We start from the raw sequence: 12367 nt of genomic DNA, 5'->3' as shown, positions 1-12367 counted from the left end.
ACAACTTTATATTGAAACTTGAATAAACTATAGTATATAACTATTTTAATTTTATTAATTCTGAGGAAGATGAAAATGAAAAGTAATTTAAAAGAATGGACCATTCTTATATATGCTAATGGAAATAATGAACTACTTCCTGAAATATATAACTCAAAATTAAAAGCTGAAAAAGTAGGTTCAACCTCCAATATAAATGTTGTTATGGAAATCGGCCTTGATAGTATGGATATACCATTTATCATGAGACCTAATCAGTATATTTCTAGTTTCTCAAGTCCTTGGATGGGAGTTAGAAGGTATTATATTAATAAGAATAATTCTACTCTTATCGAAGATTTAGGCAAAATAAATATGGCAGATCATGATAACCTATATGATTTTATTGCATGGGGTATAAAAAATTATCCAGCCCAAAAATATATGTTAATAATATCGGGACATGGATCTTCTTTTGTAGGTGTACTTCCTGATTTTTCACAAGAGGCTCCTTATATTATGGGAGTATGGGAAATGTGTTATGTCATAAATAAAATAAAAGCTGATACTAATACTAACATAGATATCCTAGTACTAGACATGTGTTACATGAATTACCTAGAAATAGTATATGAATTGGGTAAAAATCCATATCCTACAGTAAGAAATATTCTTACCTATATAAGCACTTGTCCCCTTCAAGGTATACCTTACAACACCATAATAAAAATACTTGAGGAACATAATAATTTAAATAATACTAATGAACTATTGAAAATATTAATAGATGAAATAAATGAAAATCTAATAGCTATAAATGTGAATCATGGTAAATTAAAACGCATTAAAAATTTAAGTAATAGTATTGCTCATTTACTTCTATCTAATGAAAATAAACATTCTAAGGAAGAATCATTAAATTATATAAATAAGATAAACACTAAGATTGCTTCACTAATAATTTACTTAAACAGGTGTAGTGAGTTTAATAATAAACCTATAGATATTATATCCAAACTTTCCAGTGATGAGCCCTTACCTTCAATGCTTCTTGATTGCTATGACAAATTTAGTTTTGCTAATAATAACTATTGGACTTCTCTCCTTAAAGATAAGACCTTACTTGACCCCATAAATATAACTACCCCTAAAGCTAAATTATATATGCTCCCAAAGGATTCCTTTAAATGCTTAATTAATGCAGTAAATATAAATTTAGATGAGGATGAAACAGATTCTATCGTAGATAAAATCTTTAATTTCAAAAAATGGAATTGACAAATAAAGCTTCAAAATATATAATTTTATACTTTTAATATAGAGTTTTAATCTAAATTTCTAATGTATATAAGTTGTAATAATAAAAATACATTTCATGAAAAATACTTGAAATTGGACTTCATTATTATTGCTGCGAATGCCATTTGCAGAAAACTTAGATTTACTTAAGTTCTATGAAAGAAAAAATCGTTAAGAAATACAACCTGTTCGAGACGTAGTGAGTTGTTGTATTTTAGTTTTTTTCTTGAATAGAGCCTTAGTAAATCAAGTTTTCGAAACGGAGGATCAGTAATAATAATGAAGTCCTAATCAAGTTAATTTATTTAATGTATAAATATTATTGCAACTTATATTCTATTTTATTTTCCAAAAATTTATTCCCCTGGAAGGTCTTTGGCATAAGCAATGTACTGCATTTCCAATAAGTCTTCTATAAGAAGCTTGCTGATTATCACTTTCATCAGCTGGAAAAGTATTTATAGCAAGTATATTTCTCTTTTGATTAAAAGCAGCAAAAGGTAGATTAGAATCAATATCATAAAATAGACAGGGAATTGCCCCTGGAGATAGTGTTACTACATTTGAAAAAGATGAAGATAATGGTTCTGTTACTCCATCTGTTAAGCAGCTACATTGACTTGTATTTAAATTAACTAATATATTACTTGGACCATTACCTCCTTGAACCCTTTGGAAGGGGCTTAACCCTGGAGCAAAAAGAGCATTTCCAAAGCCAATGATAGTTGAAAATCCAAAGGCAGCTAGTACGACACCTCCTCCCATATTAGCAAAACCAACTAGTGCACTTGCTGCACTATCTGCAATATTTTGTGGTATCGGGAATCCACATCGGTTATCAGTCATAGCAATTACTACGTTGAAATTATTTAATAAATCCTCCGCTGTAGGCATAACAACATCCCCATCAACTAGAGTAACCGAACTAAATCTTCCATCTGCTAAAAGAGTGTCTACTGTATTTTGTGCTCCAAATGTACCTGTTAAATCTGTACAATAAGCCAGTACACCTACGCTACACCCCGAAGGGCTAAGGCTTTTATTTAATTTTATTTTATTCTTTAATATACTTTTGTTTTCATTAGGCGTTCCTATTAATACCTCTAAAGTATCATTTACTTCTAAGTTTGTCATATCCACTTATATTCACATCCTTGTATTTTATATTATTTATTTAATTAGTAGTTAAAGTTTCAAAATATTACAATTGTATACTAATGCTATTTATACAATTAATATATTCATAAAGAATATTATTGTAACCTAAAAAGCTTAGATGCTATTAAAAACATCTAAGCTTCTATTACTTATGAATAAAGTGAACCTTTCCTAATAACCCTAGGCTGTTACCTCTCTTCTCTAAAATAAGGTACTGATAGTCCCTTGGGAGGAGAATTCTTTCTTGATTTTTTAACGGAAACCATCACTAGCACTATTATAGTTACAAGGTATGGTAGCATTGATAAGAAATAAGGTGATATTAGTGTTTGAGTTATTCTAAAGCCTAATATATCAAGCCCTCCAAATAGATAGGCTCCCAGTAGTGCCTTATATGGATTCCAAGAAGCAAAAATAACTAATGCTACAGCAATCCATCCTCTTCCTGCAGTGATGTTTTCTTGCCAAGCTGGCACATACACTAAGGATAAATAGGCTCCTCCAAGTCCACACAGAGCTCCCCCAAGAAGTATATGTACATACTTATATAGGGTAACATTTATACTTGCCGCATCTGCAGCTGCTGGATTTTCCCCTACAGCTTTGAGATTGTTTCCTTTATTAGTTTTAAATAAATATATTCCTAGGGCTATGGTTATCACATAGGAAAAATATATAAATATATCCTGGTTAAAAAATACCTGTCCTATTACTGGTACATCTCCCAATAGAGGAATTTTAGTTTGCACAAAGAACTTCTTTATAGCTTCAGGCACTATCTCCCCTACTACCTTTTGACCTAATAAAGAAGATACCCCTGTTCCAAATATGGTAAGAGTAAGCCCCGTAACTACTTGATTTGCTCTTAAGGTTACAGTTAAATATGTATATATAAGAGCTCCTAAGCTCCCCGCTATCATAGCCGCAAGAAGCGCCACTATAGGGTTTTCAGTTCTAAAACCTGCTATGAAACCTGCTACTGCCCCTAATAACATCATTCCTTCTACTCCTAAGTTTAAATTACCTGATTTTTCTATAACTATTTCACCCAATGTGGCAAATAACAGTGGTGTTCCTGCTACTACTGCTGCTGAAAAAAAAGATATCCAATCCATTATTTCACCTCCTGTTTCTTTTCTAATTTATCAAGGTTTCCTGCCTTTACAAGTTTAAATCTAACGAAAAACTCACTCCCTAACACAAAGAATAATATTAAAGCTTGTATAACAGATGCTGCTGCATTAGGTATTCCAAAGGAAGTCTGAATATATGCTCCCCCTTCTAAAAGCCCTGCAAAAAGCACCGATACAATTAGAGTAATTGGTGAATTTAAATTTGAAAGCCATGCAATTATTATCGCTGTATATCCATATCCTCCACTTACTTCTACAGAAAGTGTATTACTAACAGCGGAAGCTTGTATTACTCCAGTTAATCCACAAATAGCTCCACTTATAAACACAGCTTTTAATACAGTTTTCTTTATGTCAATTCCTGCATATTTAGCAGTATTTTCACTTTCTCCAAGAACAGAAATTTCATATCCCATCTTGCTCTTTTTCATGAATAGATAAAATCCTATAACTAATACAATTGCAAATATCCATCCAATATTTACTCCTAGAAGTGATGGGAATATGGCATCCTCGGGAAAATTTTTAATTTTCGGGAATCCCATGGCCCTTTTATCCTTCCATGCATCATATTGAAGGTATGTAATAAATTTTAAGGCAATATAGTTAAGCATTAGGGTTACTATAGTTTCATTGGTATTAAAATACACCTTTAATATTCCAGATATTAATGCCCATAATCCTGCAAAGGTCATTCCAGCTATAATCATTAATAATAAGGTTAAAGGTTTTGACATCTCTGGAAACTTAAGAGCCACTAAGGCAGCTCCAAAGGCTCCCATAAATATTTGTCCTTCCGCTCCGATGTTCCAAAACTGCATTTTGAAAGCTACTGCTATTCCTAGTGCTGTTATTAAAAGTGGAATAGCTATGGTTATAGTTTGTTTAATTCTATTAGGTGACCCAAAGGCTCCCTTTATCATTGACGCGAAAACTTCAAGGGGGTTATGACCTAATGCTCCTATGAATATTCCTGAAAGTATTAGAGCCAAAATAATTGCTGAAATTCTTATGGTGAAATTAGTTTTTCTACTAACTTCTCCTCTTTTAATAAATTTAACCAACTATAATCCCCTCACTCTCATCTTCACATTTTCCTCCAACCATCATCATGGCTATTTTATCCTTAGTAGCTTTTTCACCCTTAATGATTCCTGTAGATTCTCCTCCGCACATTACCATGATTCTATCGCAAAGCTCCATAAGTACATCTAAATCTTCTCCAACAAAAATTATTGCTGTACCCTTTTCTTTTTCTTTATTTATTAAGTCATATATTGTGTAACAAGTATTAATGTCAAGTCCTCTAACTGGATATGCCATAACCAAAAGTCTAGGCTCTGAACTCAGTTCTCTTCCCAATAATATTTTTTGTATGTTTCCACCTGAAAGATATTTTATTGGAAAGTGTATTCCTGGAGTTTTTATTTCTAAAGTTTCTACTAATTCTTTAGACATGACCTCAATGGGATTTCTATCTATAAATACTCCCTTTTTATTGTTATAAGATTTAAGTAAAATATTATCTACCATATCCATTGATGCTACTAGTCCCATTCCAAGCCTATCCTCTGGTACAAAGCTCATAGATATTCCTCTTTTAATAAATTCTTTAGGGCTTTTTCCCTCTAAGTTTTCTCCCTCAAAAATTATTTGGCCCTTTTTCACTGGGTATATGCCTGCAATGGCTTCACAAAGCTCCTTTTGCCCACATCCAGCTATACCTGCTATTCCAAGTATTTCTCCTGCTCTTACATTGAAGGAAATGTTTTTAACTGCCTCTAAACCCTCATCATTTAATATAGTTATATTATTCGCTTCTAATATAACCTTTCCCGGCTCTTTAGTTACCTTTTTTATAGCTAAATCCACAGAACGTCCAACCATTAAGTCAGTAAGTTCTTTTGGAGTTGTTTTCTCTTTCATAACTGTTTTTACAGTTTCACCTTTTCTTAGCACCGTTATTCTATCACTAACCTCCATAACCTCATCCATCTTATGTGTAATAAAAATTATGGCACAACCTTGCTCTTTCATCTTATTCATTATTTTAAAAAGCTTAGCTGTTTCTTGTGGAGTAAATACCGCAGTAGGCTCATCTAATATCAGTATGTCCGCTCCCCTATATAAAACCTTTAGTATCTCTAAGTTCTGTTTTTCTCCTACTGACATATCACCCACAAATTTATTTAAATCTACTTCTAAACCAAATCTATCACAAATTTCTTTTACTTTTGTGTCTACTGAATCTCTCTTTTTAAACATACCTGTAGAAAATCCAAGGGTAATATTTTCCCTTGCTGTCATAGCATCTACTAATTTGAAATGTTGATACACTGTACCAACCCCTGCACTTATAGCATCTTTTGGAGAGGTGAATTTTACTTCTTTATTATGAACGGTAATAGTACCACCATCTGGTCTATAAACTCCAGATAAGATATTAATTAAGGTGCTTTTACCAGCTCCATTTTCCCCTAATAATGCATGAATTTCTCCTCCATTTACTGTTAATCCTATATTATTGTTTGCTACTACTTTACCAAAAACTTTTCTAATATCCCTGACTGAAATATATGGTACTTTCTCCTTCATAATATCCTCCAAAATCTAAAATTAGAGAACTGAAGGAAAACTCCTCCAGTTCTATTTTCAATCTCTACTTTTCAATTCTGCCAACACATTGAGTACTCTCTGCAACTTGTTATTCTTCTGTACAAACGTAGTGAGTACTTCTCTCGCGAAGCCACTTCACTGTGAACTCCGTGAGCACTTCTCTGTGAGCCCTGCGAACACTTCTCTAATTAGCAGGAATCACTCCATCTACACCCTCTACAAACCAATTGATATTCCAAATGTCTTCATCTGACATAACTTCTCCTGCTTTAAGAACTTCTTCACCCTTTTGATTTTTTATAGGTCCTTGGAATACTTTATTTTTACCTGATTTTATATCTTCTTTAGCTGCTTCAACTTTAGTTTTAATATCTGATGGCACTAACTCTGACATAGTTACATTAACTATGTCATCATTTACTCCACCCCAGTAAGTTTCTGATTTCCATGTACCATCTTTAATTGCTTGAACTTGATTTACATAATATGGACCCCAGTTCCAAACTGCTGAAGATAAGTTCGCCTTTGGAGCTGTTTTGCTCATATCTGTGTTATATCCAATTGCAAATGCGCCTTTTTCCTCTGCTGCTTGTTGTGGACCTGCAGTATCTTGATGTTGAGCTATCACATCAGCACCACCATCTAATAATGCCTTTGCAGCTTCTTTTTCTTTAGCTGGATCATACCAAGTGTTTGTCCAATTAACTTTAACATTTACATTTGGATTAACAGATTTAGCACCTAATGTAAATGCATTTATATTTCTTATAACCTCAGGAATTGGAAATGCTCCAACAAATCCTAATTGATTAGTTTTTGTTTGCATTGCTGCTATCATTCCATTTAAGTACATCATTTCATGTATTCTACCAAAATATTGAGACATATTCTCTGCTGTTTCAAAGCCTGAACAATGTATATACTTAACCTCTGGATGCTTTTTAGCTGAAGCTAACATCCCTTCTTGGAATCCAAAGCTTGTACCTATAATAACATTGGCTCCTTCTTCTATCATTGCCTCTGCTGTTTTTTCAACCTCTGATTTTTCTTCCTTAACAGATTCTTTAAAAATAGTTTTAACTCCTAATTTTTCCTCAAGATATTGTCTTCCTTCATCATGAGAATATGTATAACCACCATCTCCAACAGGTCCTACATATATAAAACCAACTTTAATTTCTTCATTTTCATTTGTACCTTCTCCTGATGGTTTGTCCCCTGCTGCACTACCACAGCCAGTAAGTAACAATGCCCCAGCTACAACCATACCAGCCATTCTTTTAAATAGTTTATTCATATTTTTACCCCTCCATATTATCTCTACATTATTATCTCTGCATTTTATTTAAAATAAATATTATTTCCTTCCATCTTATCCACAATAGCTAAAGATTCTACTCTTACCCCTCGCTTTTCAAGTTTATCTCTGCCATCTTGGAAACCTTTCTCAATTGCTATTCCAACTCCAACTACCTCGGCTCCAGCCTGAACTGCTATATCAACTAAGCCTAAAGAGGCATTTCCATTAGCTAAAAAATCATCTATTATTAAAACTTTATCACCTTTATTTATGAAATCTTTGCACACTTTTACTGTGTATTCTTGCTGTTTTGTAAAAGAATAAACTTTAGATTCGTAAGACTCCTTAGAAAAGTTTCCTCCTATAGTTTTTTTTGCAAATACCACTTTAGGGAAATCAAAATATTGACTTGCAACTATTGCAATACCAATACCTGAAGCCTCTATAGTCAGAATTTTATTTACCTCTTGATTTTTAAATCTTTCCTTAAACTCTTTTCCCATTTCATTAAATAACTTAACATCCATCTGGTGATTAATAAAATTATCCACCTTTAAAATATTACCATTTAATATTTTTCCATCTTCTCTAATTTTATTTTTTAAAAGTTCCATGATATTTCCTCACTAAATAACTTAATTATGCAATGCAATTTAAAATTTAAAAATAAAAAATCCTAGGTATCACACTGACCTAGGATTACTAATACATGTTTAAAACCGAATTATATAATACACTGAATATAGTACATTGAATAAAATACACCTTAAACAGCATTACATATAAGCTTTCAAAAACATATATAAAATAGTTCTCCTATAGTCAGGATGTTTACGGCCTCCTGGTAGAAACGCTTGATCCATATTATCAAGCATATATAAGACGAATATTCACTTTTTTATTTTATTAATCGTTCGTTATGTTTATATAATATTATATTTCTCGGAATAAATCAACATGTTTTTACAAGATATATTATTTTTCTTTCATTTAATATTCACTTATCATAGTTCTTTATCATTTTACTCATGAGTCTTCCCAGTTTCCTTGCACACAAATAAGCCATTTTCGTTTGGAGCAATCGAGAAACTGAGTGACAAATTGTAAGCTTGTTTTTATCAATGTTTTTATCGAGTCCTATTCCTGCTTTCTCTGGGTCTGCCATAAATTCATCTGGTACTGGCAATGGCTTTGATGAATCTGTTCTTATAAGAAGTAAATGTAATATATTTAAATTCAACTTCATATATAAAATAAAGCAGTAGACCTTAAATCTACTGCTTTATTCTATCCCATACATAATTCTTAGGTTATATTGTCACTCCCAAAATTTTAGCTATAGCTAGGAATATAATCCTACAAATATTCCTACGAGCTATATAATTAAACTAGAAATTTATTTTACTAATTAATTTACCTTTTTGAAACTATTAACTCTGTTTATCTTCTGTAGTAGTTCCACCCTTAGTACCATTCTCTCCAGTGGGCGGAGTTCCACCATTTTCTCCATTTCCGCCCCTTTGTGGTTTTTCGCCATTTGGAGGAGTACCTCCACCATCTGGGTTAAATCCACCTGTATTAGTAGTTACACCGCTTTCGGATAAGTAAGTTGAAACATCTGAAATAGTAAAGCTTACTCCTTCTCCTGCTGCCTTATAGGTACCACCTTCATAAAGACCATTTACTGCCTCTCCTGAAACTGTTCCACCAGTATAAAGTTTATAATTACCGTCCTTTGTAAGTTTAGGTGAAGAAATTACAATAGATTGATACTCTTTACTTGGTGCAAAGGTTACTATTTCATTACCTTTATCATCTTCTATATGTACAATAGTTCCAGCTTGTTGTTTACTAGAATAAGTCATTGTAATTGCGTATTGAGTTGAACTAGTAGATGGAGCTTGAGTCATACCAGAGCTACCTGCTGCAATTAAGATTCCACCGCTGATTTCGAAGCTTCCATCATAATCTAGTGAACCATTTCCATTGTTAGTTGGGCCATTTACAATAACAGTTCCAGCTGTCATATAAATTGAACCATTGGCATCTAAACCATCTCCACCGGCATTAACCGTAATATTCCCGCCATTTATTGTAAGTTTATTATTGCTTGAAGAATTAAAGAAGTTTTGTCCTGGACGACCATTTGTAGAAGAACCATCATTTCCACCAGCTACATTAATTCCATCATCACTAGCTACCACATTGATTTCTCCTCCTGCAATGTTAATAGTTGCACTTTCTAACCCTTCATAACTCTTTGTGATATTAATTTTTCCATCTACAATATCTAAAGTAGTATCTCCGTGAATTCCATCATCACCACTAGTTATGGTTATTTCTCCACCTTTAATGGTTACATTATCATTACTATGAATAGCATCATCTAAGGTATCTATAGTAAATTTACCAGCCGAAATCACAATGCCTTTTCCTGCTTTAATACCTTTATTGCTTTGGGTCTCATCCCCTTCTACCTTGGCAGTACTGTTTGTGCCCGTATTGCTTCCTGTGGTGTTATTTCCTCTATTGCCTCCAGGTACCGTTCCTCCTGGAAAATCTCCACCTTTTGAAGTGATCTTAGTACTATTAGCACTGCCTCCACCTGTTAATATAGTAAAGTCTCCATTAGCAATATTAACGTTGGTTTCTCCTTGAATAGCGTCTGCTCCTGCTGTAATATTAAAATTACCAGCTTCTATATCAATGAATCCTTTAGTCTCATCTGTGTCATTGGTGGATTTAAGTCCATCCCCAGTGGATTTAATAGTAAAGGTACCATCTTTTATACCTAATAAATCACGACCTAGGATACCATCATCAGCAGTATCTAAATTAAAGTTACCTTCTACAATTTTAAAATCATCCTTTGAAGTTATACCATCATTATAGTTGGCTTTAACAACAAGTGTACCTTTTCCATTAATAGATAAATCTGCTTTACTAAAAATAGTTGCACTTGGCTCATTAGCTTCTTCATCCGTTAAAACATATTCTTTTCCATCAGAGAAATTATTTTCAGTTCCTTCCTCTAGACTTAAAATAACTTTATCAGCACTTTTTACATAAATAGGTGAACTATTGGTGCAATTCATTTCTACTCCATTTAAAACCAGACGTACTGTGTCTTTTTCACCAGCTTCAACAATAATAGCGCCATCACTTAACTTTCCACTTACTACATAAGTTCCAGCAGCATTAATAGTTATTGTACTTCCATTTACAGTAGCACCTGTTCCACTAAAATCAATAGAAGTTTCCTTTAAAGAAATACTTCTCACCTCTTGCTCTTTCCAATCTATATAATAATCATCACTATCATAAGTGACTAAATATTGCCCTTCTTGGCTACTATCACTTGTGGATGTTACATTTTCTACTGTACTAGCTTGTTTGCATCCTGCCATAAGAGAAGCACTTATTAATATGCTCATTAGTATAGAGCTTTTATAAAACCTTCTTCTCATAATTTTTCCTCCTATACTTAATTCTTATAGCTCCTCTTTAGAGCTTTCTATTCTTCCACATATAATAGGTAAGTTTCCATTTCTACATCGAATTTCATCAATTAATTCCTTTTCCTTTGTCTCATGCAATAATACAATATTGTATCTAAGTTCATACATACTTCCTAAATTAGTGGTTTTAACTCTTTCTAAAGATACTTTAGTTGTAAAACGACTAAAAATATCATCAAATACCTCTATGTAATCTAAGTCTTCAGGTATAGTAATCCTAAGCTCTTTCTCTGCTATAGTTTTTTCTCCAAAATTTGTTTTAAACAAGATTGTGAATACAATACCTATCACTATAGTTATTAAGATAGCAAAGGTAATATACCCCATTCCAGTTCCTAAGCCTACTGCCATAGAGAAAAATATGCTGCAAATTTCTCTAGAACTTCCTGGTACTGAACGGAATCTTACCAAGCTAAAAGCTCCTAAAACCGCTACACTTGTGCCTAAATTACCATTAACCATCATAATTACAACTTGTATTAAAGCAGGAAGTACCACTAAAGAAACGGTAAAATTTTTCGAGTATTTCCCATTACTCATATAAACTAAGGCAATAGCTAACCCTAAAATTAAAGAAGTTCCTGTACAAATCATGGCATTTAAAATATTTAGTTGTCCTGCTGTGCTATTTAATATACTTGTAAACATCTATCTTCACTCCTCCTATGTTCTAAAAGACCTTTTTTATAAATATTCCCATACTTTGAAAAAGAAACTGGATAAGCTTCAAGTAGTGAGAGTATCTCAACCAACCACATAGGCAATGCTAGAGGTACTTTAATTTCCATTAGATAAGAAGAAGTATCTAAAATATAATCTCCATAATCCCCCTTACTTAGTGATAAATCATAATCTCTACTTCGGATATTATGATCAAAGGTAATACGGATATCATTATCTTCTCTTCCAAAATAAGCAATTCTATCATAAGCAATATATAACTTAGGACTTGGTTTATGAAAATCTAAAAAATAATCTATTTCCTTTAAAATTTGATTTTCTTTTTTAGGCTTTATACGACTATTCAAGTACCATTCTGCTTCTTCTAAAGCAAGGGAACTTCTCCTTTTAAACACCGTTCCACCATACTTCTTTTTAATTTCCACAAATACAGTATCCCTTTTCCCTGGCTTACCATAGCTTCTAAGACGAAGCTTTTCTTTATATTTAGGCTTTTCTATAGAACGCCTAATTAAATCATAATTATCTGTATCATAATAAATATTACAAATTGTATGAAGCCCATATTCATCTACCACCATATAAGGCTTAATATATTGAAGAAATAATTTATATTGTCCTTGTGTAAGTATATATTTTTTTTCTACACGCTGAAATACATAACTATTCTTTTTACTTCCCAC

11 protein-coding genes and 1 riboswitch are annotated in these 12367 nt (G+C 32.6%); of the genes, 1 reads left to right on the top strand and 10 read right to left on the bottom strand.

Features of this window, described 5'->3' with window-relative positions; translation table 11 throughout:
• The first annotated feature begins 75 nt into the window (after window positions 1-75).
• Entirely contained in the window at window positions 76-1257 is a 1182-nt protein-coding gene (locus ACI48Q_RS01475; protein WP_474917270.1) for a clostripain-related cysteine peptidase, read from the top strand.
• A 357-nt stretch (window positions 1258-1614) separates the two neighbouring features.
• Here the strand turns inward: ACI48Q_RS01475 and ACI48Q_RS01470 are convergent, their stop codons facing one another.
• From ACI48Q_RS01470 to ACI48Q_RS01425, 10 genes are all read right to left on the bottom strand, one after another.
• Window positions 1615-2418 carry a hypothetical protein gene (locus ACI48Q_RS01470; protein ID WP_474917269.1) on the bottom strand — a complete coding sequence of 268 codons (804 nt, stop codon included), beginning with the start codon at window positions 2416-2418 and terminating at the stop codon, window positions 1615-1617.
• A 206-nt stretch (window positions 2419-2624) separates the two neighbouring features.
• On the bottom strand, window positions 2625-3551 hold the full coding sequence (locus tag ACI48Q_RS01465; protein WP_474917268.1) for an ABC transporter permease: 927 nt from the start codon (window positions 3549-3551) through the stop codon (window positions 2625-2627).
• Window positions 3551-4633 carry an ABC transporter permease gene (locus tag ACI48Q_RS01460; protein ID WP_474917267.1) on the bottom strand — a complete coding sequence of 361 codons (1083 nt, stop codon included), beginning with the start codon at window positions 4631-4633 and terminating at the stop codon, window positions 3551-3553. The genes ACI48Q_RS01465 and ACI48Q_RS01460 overlap by 1 nt, the downstream gene beginning before the upstream one ends.
• Window positions 4626-6164 carry an ABC transporter ATP-binding protein gene (locus tag ACI48Q_RS01455; RefSeq protein WP_474917266.1) on the bottom strand — a complete coding sequence of 513 codons (1539 nt, stop codon included), beginning with the start codon at window positions 6162-6164 and terminating at the stop codon, window positions 4626-4628. The genes ACI48Q_RS01460 and ACI48Q_RS01455 overlap by 8 nt, the downstream gene beginning before the upstream one ends.
• 205 nt (window positions 6165-6369) lie before the next feature.
• Window positions 6370-7482 (bottom strand): BMP family ABC transporter substrate-binding protein, encoded by a 1113-nt coding sequence (locus ACI48Q_RS01450; RefSeq protein ID WP_474917265.1) that lies wholly within the window; start codon window positions 7480-7482, stop codon window positions 6370-6372.
• 44 nt (window positions 7483-7526) lie between these two features.
• Window positions 7527-8099 (bottom strand): xanthine phosphoribosyltransferase, encoded by a 573-nt coding sequence (locus ACI48Q_RS01445; RefSeq protein WP_474917264.1) that lies wholly within the window; start codon window positions 8097-8099, stop codon window positions 7527-7529.
• A gap of 185 nt (window positions 8100-8284) precedes the next feature.
• Window positions 8285-8386: riboswitch (purine riboswitch) on the bottom strand.
• Window positions 8387-8482: 96 nt separating this feature from the next.
• Window positions 8483-8731: a hypothetical protein gene (locus tag ACI48Q_RS01440; RefSeq protein WP_474917263.1), complete on the bottom strand. Its 249-nt coding sequence runs from the start codon at window positions 8729-8731 to the stop codon at window positions 8483-8485.
• A 184-nt stretch (window positions 8732-8915) separates the two neighbouring features.
• The gene (locus ACI48Q_RS01435; protein WP_474917262.1) at window positions 8916-10952 is read right to left on the bottom strand and encodes a carbohydrate-binding domain-containing protein; all 2037 of its coding nucleotides are present in this window, start codon (window positions 10950-10952) and stop codon (window positions 8916-8918) included.
• Window positions 10953-10976: 24 nt separating this feature from the next.
• Window positions 10977-11651 carry a DUF4956 domain-containing protein gene (locus tag ACI48Q_RS01430; RefSeq protein ID WP_474917261.1) on the bottom strand — a complete coding sequence of 225 codons (675 nt, stop codon included), beginning with the start codon at window positions 11649-11651 and terminating at the stop codon, window positions 10977-10979.
• The gene (locus tag ACI48Q_RS01425) at window positions 11633-12367 is read right to left on the bottom strand and encodes a VTC domain-containing protein (RefSeq protein WP_474917260.1); all 735 of its coding nucleotides are present in this window, start codon (window positions 12365-12367) and stop codon (window positions 11633-11635) included. Before ACI48Q_RS01425 ends, ACI48Q_RS01430 begins: the two co-directional genes overlap by 19 nt.

This window comes from Clostridium sp. LXY-7 (genome assembly GCF_056172015.1).
This window is presented reverse-complemented; position numbering and strand designations above follow the sequence as displayed.

Coding starts and splice junctions, on each gene's coding strand:
- ACI48Q_RS01475 (WP_474917270.1), top strand. CDS start 76: ATGAAAAGTAATTTAAAAGAATGGACCATTCTTATATATGCTAATGGA.
- ACI48Q_RS01465 (WP_474917268.1), bottom strand. CDS start 3,551: ATGGATTGGATATCTTTTTTTTCAGCAGCAGTAGTAGCAGGAACACCA.
- ACI48Q_RS01455 (WP_474917266.1), bottom strand. CDS start 6,164: ATGAAGGAGAAAGTACCATATATTTCAGTCAGGGATATTAGAAAAGTT.
- ACI48Q_RS01450 (WP_474917265.1), bottom strand. CDS start 7,482: ATGAATAAACTATTTAAAAGAATGGCTGGTATGGTTGTAGCTGGGGCA.
- ACI48Q_RS01445 (WP_474917264.1), bottom strand. CDS start 8,099: ATGGAACTTTTAAAAAATAAAATTAGAGAAGATGGAAAAATATTAAAT.
- ACI48Q_RS01440 (WP_474917263.1), bottom strand. CDS start 8,731: ATGAAGTTGAATTTAAATATATTACATTTACTTCTTATAAGAACAGAT.
- ACI48Q_RS01435 (WP_474917262.1), bottom strand. CDS start 10,952: ATGAGAAGAAGGTTTTATAAAAGCTCTATACTAATGAGCATATTAATA.
- ACI48Q_RS01430 (WP_474917261.1), bottom strand. CDS start 11,651: ATGTTTACAAGTATATTAAATAGCACAGCAGGACAACTAAATATTTTA.